The organism is Klebsiella sp. PL-2018 (assembly GCF_019048985.1).
In the GTDB taxonomy this organism is placed as follows: Bacteria; Pseudomonadota; Gammaproteobacteria; order Enterobacterales; family Enterobacteriaceae; genus Klebsiella; species Klebsiella michiganensis.
Map to the genome: position 1 here is coordinate 2,999,726 of NZ_CP077673.1, position 18,127 is coordinate 3,017,852.

The 18,127-nt window shown below is 57.3% G+C and carries 15 protein-coding genes; 5 read left to right on the top strand and 10 right to left on the bottom strand.

What is annotated here, in order from left to right:
• Window positions 1–85 precede the first annotated feature (85 nt).
• Window positions 86–2,269 carry a catalase/peroxidase HPI gene (gene katG, locus MKleb_RS13950; RefSeq protein ID WP_025108279.1) on the top strand — a complete coding sequence of 728 codons (2,184 nt, stop codon included), beginning with the start codon at window positions 86–88 and terminating at the stop codon, window positions 2,267–2,269.
• Window positions 2,270–2,319: 50 nt separating this feature from the next.
• Here katG and mgtU read toward each other — a convergent pair whose 3' ends face one another.
• From mgtU to MKleb_RS13970, 5 genes are all read right to left on the bottom strand, one after another.
• On the bottom strand, window positions 2,320–2,406 hold the full coding sequence (mgtU, locus tag MKleb_RS30150) for a magnesium transporter protection protein MgtU (protein WP_251009858.1): 87 nt from the start codon (window positions 2,404–2,406) through the stop codon (window positions 2,320–2,322).
• 13 nt (window positions 2,407–2,419) lie between these two features.
• A complete protein-coding gene (mgtR, locus tag MKleb_RS13955; RefSeq protein WP_014229313.1) occupies window positions 2,420–2,512 on the bottom strand; it encodes a protein MgtR in 93 nt (30 codons plus the stop codon).
• Between the two features lie 18 nt (window positions 2,513–2,530).
• Window positions 2,531–5,263 carry a magnesium-translocating P-type ATPase gene (mgtA, locus tag MKleb_RS13960; protein WP_025108278.1) on the bottom strand — a complete coding sequence of 911 codons (2,733 nt, stop codon included), beginning with the start codon at window positions 5,261–5,263 and terminating at the stop codon, window positions 2,531–2,533.
• A gap of 155 nt (window positions 5,264–5,418) precedes the next feature.
• On the bottom strand, window positions 5,419–6,114 hold the full coding sequence (locus tag MKleb_RS13965; protein ID WP_025108277.1) for an MgtC family protein: 696 nt from the start codon (window positions 6,112–6,114) through the stop codon (window positions 5,419–5,421).
• Between the two features lie 412 nt (window positions 6,115–6,526).
• Window positions 6,527–7,021, bottom strand: coding sequence for an anti-virulence regulator CigR family protein (locus MKleb_RS13970; RefSeq protein ID WP_025108276.1), 495 nt, complete (start codon window positions 7,019–7,021; stop codon window positions 6,527–6,529).
• 287 nt (window positions 7,022–7,308) lie between these two features.
• Between MKleb_RS13970 and MKleb_RS13975 the strand changes: the two genes are divergently transcribed.
• The gene (locus tag MKleb_RS13975; protein WP_025108275.1) at window positions 7,309–8,718 is read left to right on the top strand and encodes an MFS transporter; all 1,410 of its coding nucleotides are present in this window, start codon (window positions 7,309–7,311) and stop codon (window positions 8,716–8,718) included.
• A gap of 17 nt (window positions 8,719–8,735) precedes the next feature.
• Here MKleb_RS13975 and MKleb_RS13980 read toward each other — a convergent pair whose 3' ends face one another.
• On the bottom strand, window positions 8,736–9,899 hold the full coding sequence (locus MKleb_RS13980; protein WP_025108274.1) for an MFS transporter: 1,164 nt from the start codon (window positions 9,897–9,899) through the stop codon (window positions 8,736–8,738).
• Between the two features lie 104 nt (window positions 9,900–10,003).
• Between MKleb_RS13980 and MKleb_RS13985 the strand changes: the two genes are divergently transcribed.
• Window positions 10,004–10,903, top strand: a complete 900-nt coding sequence (locus MKleb_RS13985) for a LysR family transcriptional regulator (protein ID WP_108703431.1) — start codon at window positions 10,004–10,006, stop codon at window positions 10,901–10,903.
• Here MKleb_RS13985 and MKleb_RS13990 read toward each other — a convergent pair.
• Window positions 10,900–11,805: a LysR family transcriptional regulator gene (locus tag MKleb_RS13990; protein ID WP_014229305.1), complete on the bottom strand. Its 906-nt coding sequence runs from the start codon at window positions 11,803–11,805 to the stop codon at window positions 10,900–10,902. The two genes, MKleb_RS13985 and MKleb_RS13990, sit on opposite strands and share 4 nt — an antisense overlap.
• Before the next feature lie 156 nt (window positions 11,806–11,961).
• On the opposite strand from MKleb_RS13990, the gene MKleb_RS13995 reads away from it, so the two are divergent.
• Both MKleb_RS13995 and MKleb_RS14000 read left to right on the top strand, forming a co-directional pair.
• Entirely contained in the window at window positions 11,962–12,762 is an 801-nt protein-coding gene (locus MKleb_RS13995; protein ID WP_025108273.1) for an AraC family transcriptional regulator, read from the top strand.
• An 85-nt stretch (window positions 12,763–12,847) separates the two neighbouring features.
• Entirely contained in the window at window positions 12,848–13,465 is a 618-nt protein-coding gene (locus MKleb_RS14000) for a LysE family translocator (protein WP_025108272.1), read from the top strand.
• Between the two features lie 44 nt (window positions 13,466–13,509).
• On the opposite strand, the gene MKleb_RS14005 is transcribed toward MKleb_RS14000, so the two are convergent.
• The 3 genes from MKleb_RS14005 to MKleb_RS14015 all read right to left on the bottom strand — a co-directional run bounded on the left by MKleb_RS14005 (window position 13,510) and on the right by MKleb_RS14015 (window position 18,033).
• Entirely contained in the window at window positions 13,510–15,810 is a 2,301-nt protein-coding gene (locus tag MKleb_RS14005; RefSeq protein WP_025108271.1) for an FdhF/YdeP family oxidoreductase, read from the bottom strand.
• 193 nt (window positions 15,811–16,003) lie between these two features.
• Complete coding sequence (locus tag MKleb_RS14010) at window positions 16,004–16,921, bottom strand: bestrophin family protein (protein ID WP_025108270.1); 918 nt, start codon at window positions 16,919–16,921, stop codon at window positions 16,004–16,006.
• 203 nt (window positions 16,922–17,124) lie between these two features.
• Window positions 17,125–18,033, bottom strand: coding sequence for a cation diffusion facilitator family transporter (locus tag MKleb_RS14015; protein ID WP_025108269.1), 909 nt, complete (start codon window positions 18,031–18,033; stop codon window positions 17,125–17,127).
• Window positions 18,034–18,127: the final 94 nt, after the last annotated feature.

The window sequence follows — 18,127 nt, forward strand, 5'->3', positions numbered from 1 at the left end:
ATTAAATCCGTAGACTCATTCAAATATCGCTTATTGGTAGCAGTGTATATCGTAATGGCATTCACAAAAGCAAACGGAGCCTGATATGAGCACGTCAAACGATCCTTCGAATACCCCGTCGGCAGGGAAATGCCCTTTCCACGCCGAGACGGCGACGCCCACCCAGAGCGCGGGCGGTGGCACCGGCAACCGCGACTGGTGGCCAAATCAACTACGGGTGGATCTGCTGAATCAGCACTCCAATCGTTCAAACCCGCTGGGCGAACACTTTAACTACCGCGAAGAGTTTAAGAAGCTCGACTACTCGGCCCTGAAGGCCGATCTGCGCGCCCTGCTCACCGATTCTCAGGAGTGGTGGCCAGCGGACTGGGGTAGCTATATCGGGCTGTTTATTCGTATGGCGTGGCACGGCGCCGGTACCTATCGTACCGTTGACGGACGCGGCGGCGCGGGCCGCGGCCAGCAGCGTTTCGCACCGCTCAACTCCTGGCCGGATAACGTCAGCCTCGACAAAGCCCGTCGCCTGCTGTGGCCGGTAAAACAAAAATACGGGCAAAAAATCTCCTGGGCCGACCTCTATATGCTGGCAGGCAACGTGGCGCTGGAAAATGCCGGTTTCCGTACGTTTGGCTTCGGTGCCGGTCGTGAAGACGTTTGGGAACCGGATCTGGACGTCGACTGGGGTAACGAAACCGAATGGTTGGCCCATCGTCATCCGGAAAGCCTGAATCAGCAGGCCATTGGCGCGACCGAAATGGGGCTGATTTACGTCAACCCTGAAGGCCCCAACGCCAGCGGCGACCCGCTCTCCGCCGCCTCCGCGATTCGCGCGACCTTCGGCAATATGGCAATGAATGATGAAGAGATCGTCGCGCTGATCGCCGGCGGTCATACGCTGGGCAAAACCCACGGTTCCGCGGTGACCAGCCACGTTGGCGCAGAGCCGGAAGCGGCGCCGATTGAAGCGCAGGGACTCGGCTGGGCGAACAGCTACGGCAGCGGCGCGGGCGCCGACGCGATCACCTCCGGTCTGGAAGTGGTCTGGACGCAAACGCCGACCCAGTGGAGCAACTACTTCTTCGAAAACCTGTACAAATATGAGTGGGTGCAAACCCGCAGCCCGGCAGGCGCGATTCAGTTCGAAGCGAAAGATGCGCCGGAGATCATTCCTGACCCGTTTAATCCGGAGAAAAAACGCAAGCCGACCATGCTGGTCACCGACCTGACGCTGCGCTTCGACCCGGAGTTCGACAAGATTTCCCGCCGCTTCCTTAACGACCCGCAGGCCTTTAACGAAGCCTTTGCCCGCGCGTGGTTTAAACTTATCCACCGCGATATGGGGCCGAAGTCCCGCTACATGGGCCCGGAAGTGCCGAAAGAAGATCTGATCTGGCAAGATCCGCTACCGGCGGCGGTCCACACCCCAACCGCAGAGGATATCGCGACGCTGAAAACCGCCATTGCCGACGCCGGCCTTTCGGTCAGCGAGCTGGTTTCCGTGGCCTGGGCATCGGCCTCCACCTTCCGCGGCGGCGATAAACGCGGCGGCGCCAACGGCGCGCGTCTGGCGCTGGAACCGCAGAAATCCTGGCCGGTAAACGCCATCGCGTCCCGCGTGCTGCCGACCCTGCAGGGGATTCAGCAGGCATCCGGTAAAGCGTCGCTGGCCGATATTATCGTTCTGGCCGGCGTGGTGGGCATTGAGCAGGCTGCCGCGGCGGCGGGCGTTCAGGTTAGCGTTCCCTTCGCCCCTGGCCGCGTCGATGCGCGTCAGGATCAGACCGATGTGGAAGCGATGGATCTGCTGCAGCCGCTGGCCGATGGTTTCCGCAACTATCGTCGCGTTGGCGGCGGCATCTCTACCGAAACGCTGCTGATTGATAAAGCGCAGCAGTTAACGCTGACGGCGCCGGAAATGACGGTACTGGTGGGCGGTCTGCGCGTGCTGGGCGCGAACTTCGACGGCAGCCGACACGGCGTGTTTACCGACCGCGTGGGGGGGTTGAGCAATGATTTCTTCGCTAACCTGCTCGATATGGGGACCGTCTGGAAAGCCGCTGACGAGCACGCTGAGCTGTTTATCGGCCGCGACCGTAAGAGCGGCGAAGAGAAATATACCGCGACCCGCGTTGACCTGGTGTTTGGCTCCAACTCCGTCCTGCGCGCCCTGGCTGAAGTGTATGCCTGCAGCGATGCGCGGCAGAAGTTCGTGAATGACTTCGTTGCCGCATGGACCAAGGTGATGAACCTCGACCGCTTCGATCTGTAATCCTTTCCCCGGCAGAAATGCTAAACCCGGGCCAATGGCCCGGGCTCCTCTTATCTAATCCAGATTGTCAGCAGAATAATGATGGCCGCAATAATCGCCACCTGAATAAAGACTTTATCCAGCGATCCTCTGCGCATCGCGCCCCCTTTTTCAGAACAGGATTTGCCAGATAGCCAGCAACAGCACCAGCAGACCCACCAGGAAAAATATCAGCGCGATGAGGGTGTCCGGAGAACGATTCATCTCTGCGCCTCCTTATCATCAGAACCACTGACCAAAGCGTTTGATATAGAAACGCTTCATGCCCTGCGCGACCAGGCAGTAGCTGAGCAGCGTCGCGATCAGCCACGGGAAGTAGCTCAGCGGCAGCGGCTCCAGCCCGACCATCGCCCCCAGCGGCGAGAACGGAATGTAGATGCCCATCGCCATAATGACCGCGGTGGTGAGCAGCACCGGCAACGTCGCCCGACTCTGGATAAACGGAATTTTCTGCGTTCTCAGCATATGCACCACCAGCGTTTGCGACAGCAGCCCTTCAATAAACCACCCGGACTGGAACAGCGCCTGGGCTTCGACGTGATTCGCCGCAAACACGTACCACATCAGCGCGAAGGTGGTGATATCAAAAATGGACGACGTCGGGCCAATCCACAGCATAAAGCGGCCGATATTTTTCGCATCCCACTTGCGCGGCTTACGCAGGAATTCCTTATCCATCTTGTCCCACGGCAGCGAGAGCTGAGAGAGATCGTACATCAGGTTCTGGATCAGCAGATGAATCGCCAGCATCGGCAGAAACGGAATAAACGCGCTGGCCACCAGTACCGAGAAGACGTTGCCGAAGTTAGAGCTGGCGGTCATATTCAGGTACTTAATGATATTGCCAAAGGTCTCACGCCCTTTGATCACCCCTTCTTCCAGCACCATCAAATCCTTTTCCAGCAGGATGATATCGGATGCCTCTTTGGCGATATCCGCCGCGCTGTCGACGGAAATACCGACGTCCGCATCGCGCAGCGCCGGCGCATCGTTGATGCCATCGCCGAGGAAGCCGACGGTGTGGCCGTTTTTCTGCAGCGTTTTCAGGATGCGCGACTTCTGCAGCGGCGTCAGTTTGGCGAATACCGAACGCGTTTCCACTTCGCGCTCCAGTTCGTTATCCGTCATCGCTTCAATCTGCGCGCCGGTCAGGATACCGTGGGCATCAATCCCCACTTCCAGGCAAATACGCGCCGTGACCACCGGGTTATCGCCGGTCAACACTTTGACCGCCACGCCGTTATCGCGCAGCGCGGTAATCGCTTTTCCCGCGCTCTCCTTCGGCGGATCGAGGAAGGTCAGCATCCCTTCGACCGTCAGCCCTTGCTCATCCGCGGCGCACAGCGGGGTTGTCAGGGCGGAGTCATCCAGCTTGCGGGTCGCGACCAGCAGCACGCGGAAACCCTGGGCGTTGTAATCCTGCGTTTTGGCTAACAGCAGATCGCGGCGGGTTTCATCCAGCGCAACCACGCGGTCGCCTTCGCGCAGATGCGTGGCCACCATCAGCATCTCTTCAACCGCGCCTTTGCAGATCAGGCTTTTATCGCCGTGGCGGACATCTTCCACCGACACCGAGACCCGACGGCGGACAAAATCAAACGGCAGTTCATCAAGCTTTACGAAGCGCTCTTTGGTCGCTGGCGCAATCCGCCCCTCGCCAAAGCGCAGCACCGCCCGGTCCATCAGGTTGCGCGCCCCGCTCTGGCTGCTGCTGTTGAGCCACGCCAGCGTCAGCACCCGGTCGCTCTCGCTGCCGCTGACGTCAAGATGATGCTCAAGAATGATATTGTCCTGCGTCAGCGTGCCGGTTTTATCGGTGCACAGCACGTCCATGGCGCCAAAGTTCTGAATAGCGTTCAGCCGCTTGACGATCACTTTGCGTCGCGACATGGCGATAGCGCCTTTCGCCAGGTTTGAGCTGACGATCATCGGCAGCATTTCCGGCGTCAGGCCCACCGCGACCGCCAGGGCAAACAGCGATGCCTCAACCCAGTCTCCTTTGCTGAAGCCGTTAATCAGCAGCACAATCGGCACCATCACCAGCATAAAACGGATCAGCAGCCAACTGACGCTGTTTACCCCACGGTCGAACGCCGTCTGGGTGCGCGTACCGACAATGGACTTCGCCAGCGAACCAAACCAGGTGCGGTTTCCGGTAGCCACCACCACCGCCTGCGCCCTGCCGCTGGTCACGTTGGTGCCCATCAGACAGATATTGCCCATCTCCAGCAGGCTTTTATCTTTGTTCGGCTCGGGAAGCCTGTCGCACCCTTTGCCGGACACGCTGGCCAGAACATCATACTTTTCCACCGGCAGCGATTCGCCGCTAAGTATCGACTGGCTGACGAACAGGTCCCGGGACTCCAGCAGGCGGACATCCGCCGGAACCAGATCCCCCGCAGCCAGGAAGATGATGTCACCGGGCACCAGTTCCTCAATGGCAATCTCCTCCTGCGCCGGCCCCATGTTACCAGGACCGCGACGCAGTACCGTCGCCGTGGTACGAACCATGGATTTCAGCGCCTGCGCCGCTTTGTTGGTGCGAAACTCCTGCCAGAAACGCAATAACCCGCTCAGGCTGACCATCGTGACGATAATGATAATCCCGGTCAGATCGGTCTCTTCGCCGTTACGCAGCGGTAGCCAGTAATCGGTCACGAAGCTGACGGCGGCCAGCGCCATCAGGACATAGATAAACGGGTTATTGAATGCCTGCAAAAGCTGGATTAGCGCCGGCGGCGCCTGCTCGTGCGCGACTTCATTGCGGCCGTATTCATTCAGCCGTTCAAGGGCATCTTCGGTGGTGAGCCCCTGACGGCTGCTGTTGAGCCGCGCCAGCGTATGATCCGGGCTGTTAAATGCCTCGGTTTCAATGGCGAAGCTTTTTTTATGCTGCTTATCATTTTCTGACGCAGACCGGTTTATTTTCCGGTTTTCTATTTTCATGTCAGTCATGATTATTCCTCAAATTTAAGACGTCGTTATCCCTGCATAATTGACTTATGCATAATTCATTTTTACGTTATTAAACGCTTATTACTTTAATTGCCTGGGAATATCCATCATTCCCTCCTTAGACAAATCATTGCCAGAGTAGAATATCAGGGAGGCTAACTCCCCTCGACGCACCAGCGCACTGACGTAATGTTTTCGTCACCGCCAATTCTTGACATAATAAGATCTCGCGCTTTGCGGGAGTCGGTATTACCAACCAGTTCGATGCGGATTTCTTTATGCCCTTGTTCTTTTGCTGCTATCGACACCAGCCCCTGCAAGCTGAGCGTCATCTCTTTACTGATATTAAGCAATAGCTGACGAATCGCGTTTTCATGTTCGCTATGACAGATAATATTCAGGACGTAGCATTTTTCTTCTTCTGTCGCGCCGGGGATCTGATTAATTCTCTGCGCCGCTTCGCGCAGTAGAATATTGGCGCACAGGATGATCAGCGTTGCCGCCGCCGCTTGCCAGAACTGGCCTAAGCCACACAGTACGCCAATCGCCGCAGAGCACCACAGGGTTGCCGCGGTATTCAGGCCGCGCACGTTCATGCCTTCCCGCATGATGACCCCGGCGCCGAGAAAACCAATTCCGGAAACCACCTGCGCGGCAATACGTCCCGGACTATCCGGCGATGTGGAGATAGAGCTCAGAATAAAAACCGCCGCGCCGGTGGCGACCAGCGCATTGGTGCGCAGGCCAGCCATCCGCTGACGCCACTGTCTTTCGGCGCCAATCAGCGCGCCCAACAGCATCGCGGCGAGTAAATTTGCGATATAAGGAAACATCAACATAGCTTCCTCCATTTTTGCTGGAAGAATTAACTACGTGCTTTATTAAGCACACGACAAATTGTCGCCAGAGAGGCGATTAACGTCGCGTTGACGGTGGAGGGAATAATGTATTTTTAAACATGAACATGACGATTATCCTCGCAGCTATGCTGCGTTATTTTTTATGGGATGCAATCGTCTGGATGAGGAGATTGCTGCCCGCCGGTTGGCAAGCAGCGCAGAAAAAATAGCGTCAGCTTGCCTTGATGTTTAAGTAAGGGTGACTGTCCAACATATTTCTCCTGTGTGAATTTGTGCTCATTATAGTCATTCAATTATTTGAGTAAAGTTAAAATCTCGCTTTAGTGACGATTTGTTTAGAATGACCTTAATGCGCTAAGCCTGCCCGCCAGGATTAACCCCGGCGCGAACCGGGGTTAATTCACTAGTCAAAGACGCCATTAATTATCGACGTCACGATCGCCGTACTCAGCGCGATCAGCACTAAATCCTGGCCCACCACGCGCCATTCATAGCCAGGATAGTAAGGCAGTTCGTTGAGCATCGATGCCGGAACCGCTTTTTTTGCAATCCCCGGAGGTAAGGGTTTACCGCGAGCCAGATTTTTGGCGATTCCCGGCGGCAGCGACTGATAGCCGGTTAAACCGTAGTTTACCGCCAGCGAACGCGCTCTGGAGAAGCTGATATCAGCGGAGACATGATCGGGTTTGCCGTAGTTTTTTCTCTGCCCCGGATTTCCTTCTTTATGACCCTGGTTGCCCTTATCAACGTTGTTTTTACCGCTATTGCCGTTGTTACCGTTATTGCCATGGTTACCGCCGCCGTTGCCATTACCCGGGTTGGCGAAAACCGGCGTAGCCATCATTGACAGCGAAAGCGCCGCGGCCAGCGCTGCCTGTAGGACTTTCTTACTGGACATGATTTTTTCCTGAGTGGGAGTACTCGCTTTGAATGTAGGTGAATAACCTTAGCGCAACAATCTCTCGTTATCTTAAATTTATTTCAGGTCAAACTTGGCGGCCCGATGGTGAATTCCTTCACTCTGCGGCCGGGCCACAGGCGAAAACCAGCACACAACGCCAGCCAAACCACATTGGCATTATTTTATTCTGCAAATCTCTCTCCCCCGATGCGATTAAAAATTTAAAACCATTAACAATCAAATAACATTAGCAGGCAAACATTTTATCTGAGGAAAATAATAATATGTCTACCACCCAGGTTCTGGGCGACGCCGCGTTCGCCTCCCCAGGACATCCCCACTCCAGCCTGACCGCTCGCATCGATGCGCTCCCCGCCTCCGTTGGCCTGTGGTCTTTTATCACCCTCCTGGCGCTGGGCGGCTTCTTCGAGCTGTACGATCTTTTTCAGACCGGCTATATCAGCACCGGGCTGCTGGCAGAGGATATTTTCCATACCGGCGAGCAGGGTATCTTCGGTATCTCCGACCAGGCCGCCTTCGCGTCGTCCACCTTTATGGGGCTGTTTATTGGCGCCAGCCTGCTTGCGCCGCTGGCGGATAAGCTGGGCCGCCGCCTGACGTTTATGTTTGCCCTCGCCTGGTACGGCGTATTTTCGCTGATGATGGCCCTGCAAAGCAGCGCTGAAGGGGTTATCTTCTGCCGCTTTCTGGTCGGCGTCGGTCTCGGCATTGAGCTGGTGACCATCGACACCTATTTAAGCGAATGGGTGCCGACGCATCTGCGCAATAAAGCCTTCGCTTTCGCCTTCTTTATTCAGTTTTTATCGGTTCCCGCCGTGGCGCTGATGTCGTGGCTGCTGGTGCCGATTACCCTTTTCGGCCTGACCGGCTGGCGCTGGGTGATCATCTTCGGCGCGCTCTGTTCGCTGATTATCTGGGTTATCCGCAAGAAGCTGCCGGAGTCGGCGCGCTGGCTGGATGAAAAAGGCCGCCACGAGGAAGCCCATAAGGTGATGTGCGAAATGGAACAGCGCTGCGGCGTTTCTCCCTCGCCACGCCACCAGGTTGAGAGGCAGGATAACCCGCGCAGGCTGGGAAGCTTTAAAGCGATCTGGGCGCCGCAGTACCGCAAACGTACGATCATGCTGATGGTAATGAACTTCTTCCAGGCCATCGGCTTCTTTGGCTTCGGCAACTGGCTACCGGCCCTGCTTTCCGGCCAGGGGGCGAGCATCACCCACAGCCTGCTGTATGCGTTCTTTATTACCCTCGCCTATCCGATTGGCTGTCTGTTCTGCACCCGCTTCGTTCATCGTTTTGAAAACAAATGGCAAATTGTGCTTTCCGCGCTGATGACGGTGGTGTTTGGCACCCTGTTTGCCCTGCAGAACAGCCCGGTGCTGCTGGTGATCTGCGGGTTTATGATCACCTGGTCAAACGCCTGGCTGACCATTAGCTATCACGCCTACCAGGCCGAAGTTTTCCCGACCCACATTCGCGCGCGGGCGGTCGGCTTCTGCTACTCCTTTAGCCGGCTGTCGACGGCGATCACCAGCATTTTGATCGGCATTATTTTGCAATACGCCGGTACCCCAGGCGTGATTAGCTTTATCGTCGCCAGCATGCTGATGGTGATGCTGTCGGTGGGCATCTTTGGTCCGAAAACTCGCGGGATCAGCCTGGAGAATATTTGATGGTAGCCGCCGCCGGGTTAGCCGGCGGCGCGCGTGGCTAATCTTTTCTCCTGAACCCGCAGCAGCCACGGCAGCGGCAATGCGCTCAGGGCGCAGAGCAGCAATATCCCCTGCATCGCCCGCTCGCCGTTGCCGTCAACCGAGAGCACCCACGACGAAAGCAGAAAGGCCGCTGCCGTACTTAATGACATCAGGGTATTCTGTAAAAGCGTAAACCCGGACCTGGCGCTATCCGCTGGAAAACGCATTGCCACAGCCGATGAGGCCACCAGACGACAGTAGGCGGCGGCCAGAAACAGCACCATAAACAGTGCGCCGCCGCGGTTGCAGGTAAAAGCGATGCTCAGGCTCAGTATAAACAGCAGACTGGCCAGCAGGCTGATGCGGTAGCCGCTGTAATGCTGGCATAGCTTGCCGGTGAGTTTAGTTGCGCATAGTCCGGCCACGCCTCCGCCGAAAAAGAGCCACGGCAATTCATCGCCGCTGGCCCCCATTTTCACCGTCAGTAACGGTATCAGCAGCGGAATGATTAACATCGGACTGAACTGCGCGAGCGCGTTGCCGGAGGCGTAAAACAGCACCGATGACGACCAGCGCAAACCCGCCTGACGGCTCGCCTCGATGGGTTGCTCCGGCAGCGCCAGTTGTATCAGCGGTAACGCGATTAAGCAGAGTCCGCCGATCGTCGCGGGGGCTATCTGCCAGCCGATTTTTGCACTGAGAAATAGCATCGTCGGCATACCGACAATACTGACCAGCGAGAATGCGGCAATCGTGGAGGCCAATGCCCGCGGGCGCAGGTGCGGCGGCATATTGTTGATTAACAGACTGCTGCCCACGCCCATTGTGGTCCCGCCAACCAGACCGGCAAGAAAACGCCAGAACAATAATACGTCAAACCGGGTGGTGGTCAGCGTCATCATCGTTAATCCCCCCAACAGGGCCATATTGCAGAGCAAAAAGCGCCGCGGTTTAACGTTACCGACCCATCGCCAGACGCTTACCCCAGCAATGACGGAAGCCAGCGTATAAACGCCGGTGACGTAACCCGCCTGGCTTACCGGCACCTGAAACGTCGGCGCCATCCAGGTAAATAAGGGATTAAAAATCATATATTCAAGGGCGTTGATGAATTGAACAAAGGCCACGATCAACGTTATTCGTACCAGATATCCGGGCATGTAAGACTCCTGACTATGTAATGCGGAGAGTCTAGCGTCTGGCAAAACCGGGCATAAGACGGTAAAAATGACGTTGTTAATTATCAAAATCGGGATAATCGAGAGTGAAAAAATTGGATCTCAACGCCCTGCGGGTCTTCGTCACCGTGGCGGAAAATGGCTCCTTTCGCGCCGGAGCAAAAGCGCTGCAGATGCCCTCATCGAACGTGAGCCGACAGATTTCGCAGCTTGAGGAGAGCCTTCAGCTACGCCTGATACAACGCAGTACCCGGCACATGAAGCTGAGCCCTGCCGGTCAGACGCTGCTCGCCAGTATGCGACCGGTGCTGGAGCAACTTGCCGCTACGGAAGCTGAACTGACGCAGCAGCAGGCCGAACCCGAAGGGCCTCTACGCCTGTGTCTTCCGAACGAAATTGGCCCCTCGCTGTTTGCGCCGCTGATGGCGCAATTTGCCATGCGCTATCCAAAAATAATCGTCAGCTGTACCACGAATCTGGCGGGAATGGAGGTGTTAAAAGAGGATGTGGATATTGCGGTGATTATCACCCGCGGCAAAATGGAAGACGCCAGCGTCATTGCGCGCCCGCTCTTTTCGTTTCCCTGCTGCGTGGTCGCTTCTCCGCAGCTGATTGCCAGAACGGGTATGCCGACACACAGCGAGCAATTAACCGCGCTACCCTGCATTACCACCGTCAGCGCCCTCGCGGGGCAAGCCTGGCAATTTGCCGCGGCGGACGGTAGCTTTAAAAAGGTTAACGTCAACGGGCACTATCGCGTCAACAGCGGCGAAATGGCGCTGCATGCCGCGCTTGCCGGCGTTGGCTTTGCTATTCTGGGGGAGAAACCCTGCCGCCCGTTTATCGATCGCGGTGAACTCCAGGAAGTCGCGCTGGAGCTGCCGCCGGCGCCGTTACAGCTCTCCGCCCTCTATCGGGAGCGCCACTTTATGCCCGCCAGAACGCGCGTCTGGCTTGAATTTATCCAGTCGCAGATGGCCAGCTAAGCGCCGTCAGCCGACTGGCGTTCGCTAAAAATCACCTGCGCATCGGCGAAGCATTTTTCCGCCAGCGACGACACCGGCTCTTTGTTGCGCATGATCAGCGCCAGCATCGAGTCGACCTCCGTCTCGGGGATCGGCCTGATTTCCAGATTATCGCTTAGCGCTTCGAGGCCGTTGTTCAGCGGCATAATCGCACAGCAGATCCCGGCCTGCACCGCCTGGATGATCTGAAACGTAGAGTCGCTTTCAAAAACGTATTTTGGCGCCAGCCCCTTGGCCTTAAAGCTCATCTCAATCGATTCACGGTAGTACATGCCCTTGGTCAGAAAGCCCAGCGGCAGCGCGGCCAGGGTATCCCACTCAGGCGTCGCGTCGGCAAACTGATAATGACGCCTATCGTGCAGCAGCCCCATGCGGGTATTCGGCAGCCAGACCACGTTGAACAGTTGGCTATCGACGTGGTGCAGATAGCAGATCCCCAGATCCAGCTGGTTGCGGCTAACGCCGTCGATAATCTGTTCCGAGGTCATGGACAGCAGACTGAACTGCAGCTCCGGGTATTTATCCGCCAGCGGCTTGATCAGCTGCATCGGATTCAGGCTGGCTAAAGGCACCATCCCGACTCTTAGCTGGCCGACCATCTGCCCGCGACAGATAGCCGCCTCCGCCTCCAGCCCGTCGTGCGCCGCCAGCAGCGCTCGCGCCCAGGCCAGAATACGCTCGCCCTCTGGGGTAAACCCTTCAAACCGCTGCCCGCGCTGAATCAGCGTCAGATTAAGTTCTTCTTCAAGATTGCGGATACGCATCGATAGCGTGGGCTGGGTGATATGGCAGGCCGCCGCGGCCTGGCCGAAATGTCGTGTTCTGTCGAGCGCAATCAGATACTTAAGCTGTTTAATATCCATTATCATCCACTGTTTGCGCAATCTGCTGGCAGCGCAGCAGGCAAAATGTTAGCTAAATGTTATGTTCTGCGTTGATGAAATTCAAGCGCCGGTCGACCGTTGCTCGTCCCGCGTGCCTGAGGCTACACTCATGCTATGCCCCGGCAGGAGAAACCGTTGAAAACTCGCCTTCATCACGTTCAGCAGCACCGGCTCACCATGCCGGGACTGGAAGCCATGTCGTTAGTCACGGAACAGAGTTTTCCGCGCCATTCCCACGACCAGTTCGGCATCGGGATTTTCACTCAGGGCGCGCAGCGTTCGTGGAGCCATCTGGGCAAAATTGAGGCCGCCGCCGGAAATATCATTATGGTTAATCCGGGGGAGATGCACGACGGTATCCCGCTGAATGGCCCGCGCAGCTGGCAGATGATCTATCTCGATCCCGAGCGGGTTGCCGCTGAATTTCAGGGGGCGATAAAGGCCGAAGATATTCTCCTGCGCCCGGTGGTCGAGGACCCGCAGCTGCGCGGACTGATGCTGCGGCTGTTTAGCGAGATTGTCGCCAGCGCCCCTGAGGATACCGCCGTAGAAGAGGCGCTACTGCTCTGCCTGATGCGGGTGAGCCGATACCATCTCTGCGCACGGCGGCCTGATAAAAGCGGTACCCCCTCCATCGCGCTGGCCAGGCAATATCTCGATGATGCCCCCGAAGAGAAAATCTCTCTCGAGGTGCTTGCTACCCTCTGCGGCCTCAGCCGCTTTCAGCTGATACGCGGCTTCGCTCGCGAAACCGGCATCACGCCGCACGCTTATCTGGTACAGGCCCGCCTGCGCCTGGCGCGCCGCCTGCTCGCCGAAGGTCACTCCCCCGCCGATACCGCCTTCATGGCCGGCTTTGCCGATCAAAGCCATCTGACCCGCGCGTTTCAAAGGCAGTTCGCCATGACCCCAGGCAGCTATCAGGCGAGCCGCTAGCCGACGCTGTGCAATTTTGTTCAATACCGGCGCGCGGCTTTGCGAAATACTCAGGGCCTCGATTCTCTGCAACAGGAATGACATCATGGCGTTCATCACCCCTGAGTTTCTTTTGACTTCGCTGATTGTGGTCATCGCCCCCGGCACCGGGACGCTTTACACCATTGCCACCGGCCTGGCGGCGGGCAGAGGCATGAGTTTTGCCGCGGCCTTCGGCTGCACGCTGGGCATTATTCCGCATATGCTGGCGGCGATAACCGGGCTGGCGGCCATCCTCCACAGCACCCCCGGCGTCTTCGAGCTGGTGAAGTACGCCGGCGTCGCCTGGCTGCTGTACCTCGCATGGGCCACCCTGACCCAGCGCGGCAGCCTGAACGTGGAGGGCGTCGAGCAACGCAACCCGCGCCAGGTCATCAGCCACGCGATTCTGATTAATTTGCTTAACCCTAAGCTGCCGCTCTTCTTTCTCGCCTTTCTGCCGCAGTTTATCCAGCGCGGCTCGGCTTCGCCGATCGGGGAAATGCTGATCCTGAGCGCCGTTTTTATGCTGATGACGCTGCTGGTTTTTATGCTCTATGGCGCCTTTTCGGCGGCGATGCGCGGATACGTGCTGTCGCGTCCGCGGGTGTTACAGGGGCTGAGAGCCTGCTTTGCCGCCGGTTTTGTCGGGCTGGGGATTAAGCTGATTCTGGCGCAGAGGTAGCGATTTTGCCCACGACGCGACGATCGCCGCGGGCAAACGGCGTTTTAGCGAAGCCCCGCCAGCGCGCGGATCTCTTTCGAGCGCAGCGTTAAACGGACGGGCGCCGATTTATACGACGGCGTGCCGCTCTCTTTATCGAGATAATCCAGAGGGACCAGCACGTTGGCTTCGGGGTAATAGGCGGCAACGGTGCCCGGCGCGATGCTGTAGGCGACCAGCGTGATATCTTCCAGCCGCTGATGGTGGCCCGGCAGCGCGGAGCTGATATCCACCCGATCGCCGTGTTCGAATCCCTGCTCAGCCATATCCTGCTCGTTCATAAACAACACGTCGCGACGGCCAAACACGCCGCGGTAGCGGTCGTCCATGGCGTAAATGGTGGTGTTGTACTGATCGTGGCTGCGCAGCGTCACCAGGCGCATCACGTCATGCCCTGCTACCTGCTGGTTTTCGTGCACCCCGTGAAAAACGGAAAACATCGCTTTGCCGGTCGGCGTCGGCCAGATACGCTCCGTCGGCGGCAGCGGCATGCGAAAACCGCCGGGATGGCGAATACGCTGGTTGTACTGGTCAAAGCCGGGAATGGTCTGCTCGATCAGATCGCGAATGCGATCGTAGTCGGCGACCAGCGACAGCCAGTCAACCTTGCTTTCCGGCAGCGTCGCCATGGCCATCCCCGCGACAATCGCCGGCTCCGATCGCAGCTCTGGCGAACCGGGTTTCAGCTTGCCCGACGACGCATGCACCATCGACATCGAATCTTCCACGGTGATTGACTGGCGTCCCGTCTCCTGAATATCGAGTTCGGTTCGGCCAAGGCACGGCAGGATAAAGGTCTCATTGGCCACCAGAAGATGCGAGCGATTGAGCTTGGTGCCAATATGCACGCTCAGATCCAGCCCCCGCATCGCCGGAAAAGCCCGTTCGCTATCCGGCATAGCCACCGCGAAGTTCCCGCCAAGGCAGAGCAGCGCTTTCGATTCGCCGTCGATCATCGCCTGTAGCGCTTTTACCGCATCGTGACCATGCTCCTGCGGCGGCGTAAAACCAAACACCCGCTGCAGGCTGGCGAGAAACTGGGGGCTCGGCTTTTCCGTGATGCCGACGGTACGGTTGCCCTGTACGTTGGAGTGCCCACGCAGCGGGCAGATCCCGGCTCCCGGCTTGCCGATATTCCCGCGCATCAGCAGCAGGTCGGCTATCAGGCGTACATTAGAGGTGCCCTTATTGTGCTGGGTGATGCCCATACCGTAGGTGATAATCGTGGCGTTAGATTTAGCGTAAGCCGCCGCTACCCGTTCAAGATCGCCGCGCGTCAGGCCGGACTCGCGTTCAATATCCGGCCACGGCGTCGCATTCACATCCTGCGCAAATTCGGTAAAGCCCAGCGTATGCTCATCGATAAACGCCCGATCCAGCACCTCGCCCTGCTCTGCTTCCAGCCGGAGCAGCGCCTTCGCGATACCCTTAAGCGCCGCCGCGTCGCCGCCCGCTTTGACCTGGAAATAGGTCGACGCGATGTTGGTTGAGCCGTAGGTCGCCATCTCAATGACGTTCTGCGGATCGGCGAAACGCTCCAGCGCCCGCTCTTTTAGCGGATTGAAGACGATAATCGGCACCCCCCGGCGCGCCAGTTCGTGCAGCGTACCCATCATGCGCGGATGGTTGGTTCCGGGATTGTGGCCGATAGAGATAACCAGCTCGGTCTTATCAAAGTCATCGAGGGAGACCGTCCCTTTACCGATGCCGATGGACTGCGGCAGGCCGACGCTGGTCGACTCGTGGCACATATTGGAGCAGTCCGGAAAGTTGTTGGTGCCATATTCGCGGGCAAACAGCTGGAACAGGAAGGCCACTTCGTTAGAGGCGCGCCCGGAGGTATAAAACTCGACTTCATTGGGCTGCAGCGTACGAAGAATGGCGCCGATGCGGGTAAACGCCGCGTCCCATGAGACCGGACGCAGGGTATCGCTGGCCTTATCGTAGGCCAGGGGCTGGGTTAAGCGCCCGTAGCCTTCCAGCTCAAAATCGCTGCGCGCCAGCAGCGACGTCACGGTGTTAGCCGCGAGAAACTCAGCCGTGACCCGTTTACTGGTGGCTTCCCAGGTCACCGCTTTGGCGCCGTTTTCGCAGAACTGAAACGTCGATTTATGCTCTTTGTCGGGCCAGGCGCAGCCGGGACAATCAAAGCCATCCGGCTGATTGGTCCGCAGCAGCGTGGCGGGGGCATCGAGCGCATCCATTTGCGTACGAACGGCGATAGCGGTGGCTTTTAAGGCACCCCAGCCGCCCGCCGGACCATCATAGGGATGGACGCCGGGAACGACGCGTCTTCTGTTACTCATGTTCACTCCTGATGCGCTTTCGGCGGCGTATGGCAGGTGAAACGCCGCACGATCTCTTATCACCCGTTACCAGCCAGGATAACGGGCGTTTTTTGTTAACGAAAGCATAACAATCAGGGCGGTGACTGTATAATCAATGTTATCTATCACGCGTTAGATTTAACTTATTTAACTAATAATAAACATACAAAAATCAGGTCAGATTGTAGTGGCGATCCGGCGCCAGTTTCTCCGGTAAGGGATGCTGGCCGGTCATATCCAGCAGGTTGCGCTCAATGGTGTTACACATCGCGTTCAGCGGCAAATCGTTGGCTGCGGTACCGAACGGGTCCTCCAGCTCTTCCGCCAGCGAATCCCACGACAGAAAGGTGTAGGAGATAAACACCGACACGAACGGCGTCATATAGTGAAGATCGCCGACCAGCGCAAACGGCAGCAGCGTACAGAACAGATACACGGTGCGCTGCAAAATGAGCGTGTAGGCAAAGGGCACCGGGGTGCTGGCGAGGCGCTCACAGCCGCCCAGGGCGTGCCCCAGCTCATCAAGCTTATTGTCCATCAGGCTGAAGGTGACATCGCCGATCTTCCCTTCTGCGCGCAGGCGCCCAAGCTCATCGCCTGCCAGCAGCAGAATGCGGTTGGTTGGCATCGAACTGGCGAGAATTTCCGCCACGCTTTGCGCCGGCAGCAGACGCGCTAAATCGGCGCTCGGATCCGTCTTGCGCAGCTGATGCTTCAGGCTCCAGCTAAACGCCACCAGGTAGCTCACCAGGCGTTGATGGGCTGCGCTTTCCGTCGGCAGAATATTTTTCAGCTGGCGCACCAGCGTTCTCTGGGCAATCAGCACCGTTCCCCACAAATTGCGCGCTTCAACAAAGCGGTTGTATCCGGCGCTATTGCGAAAGCCAAGAAAAATGGCAATGGCGATCCCCAGCAGGCTAAACGGCGCGACGGTAAGATGGATACCCAGCTGTTCGTACCATTGATAGCTGACGATCGCGATAATCGACATCATCAGGTTAAGCAGCAGGCGAAAGACGATTTTTGACAGCACGGAGCCGTGCCAGTCAAACAAGCGAAGGAACCAGTGTTGTTCTGGCCGGATAATCATTGTTTTACTTCCTGAAGTTTCGAACGAATAATAGATACTTTCTATTATGCGATTGCCTTTTTATATTGTTTAAAAACACGACACGGCGTCAGCCGGCTATTTATCAGCGATGAAAGAATAGCCGCTGGATTATGGTCCTTTTTTATTTCACAGGCAATATTATCCGCAGGCTGACAAAGCCCTTAAGCGTTCAGGGGAATAACCTAAGCGATAATCGCGTCGCTATCCGCGCGGCAAGGGTCAATATGAATCATCATATGCAGCACGTTTTGGCTGTTTAGCACCCGCGCGCGGGCCAACAGCGCAATATCGTGCCCTTCCGCCACCGATAAATCTCCCGGCACCTCGATATGTACATCGACCAGGATCCCATCGCCGGCGCGTCGGGTTTTCAGGTCATGCAGCGCCACGACGCCGGGCGTTGCCAGAATAGTGGTGATTATCTGCTGCTCGCTGTCGCTATCCACTGACCGATCCATCAAGTCATGGAGGGCGTCATACGAAAAGGTATAGCCCATGCGGGTGACCAGCGCGCCGACGGCCAGCGCGGCCACCGGATCGAGCCAGGCGAAGCCGGCCAGGTTACCGATGATGCCGACCGCGACCACCACCGACGACGCGGCATCCGAGCGGGCGTGCCAGGCGTTGGCAATCAGCATGGACGACTGAATTTGTTTAGCCGCCCTGAGCATATAGCGGAATAACATCTCTTTGGCGGTCAGCGCGGCGAGCGCCACCCACAGAGCGGTAATATGCACGCTCGGGATAGACGCCGGATGCAGCAGTTTGCCGCAGGCGGACCACAGCATACCCGCGCCAACCAGTAACAGCAGCGCGCCAATCACCAGTGAAGCGCCGTTTTCATAGCGCCGGTGTCCGTAGTGATGATCGCTATCCGAGGGTTTGCCGCTTTTATTATTGGCCAACAGCACGACGAAATCAGCGACTAAATCGGAAAGAGAATGAATACCATCGGCAATTAATCCCTGCGAACCGGAAAAAACGCCCGCCAGAACCTGGGCGCTGGATAAAAAAAGATTGACCACCACGCTGACCAGCGTCGTTTTACGCGCAACCTGGGCGCGCTGACCATCGTCAGTCATTTTCGCCATGATGACTCCCCCGTAAAAAAAGAAATAACGTACGCGATTTGGCTTAATTTTTCCTGAATAATCCGCCGCCGTTAAGAGAATATTTACTTATTTT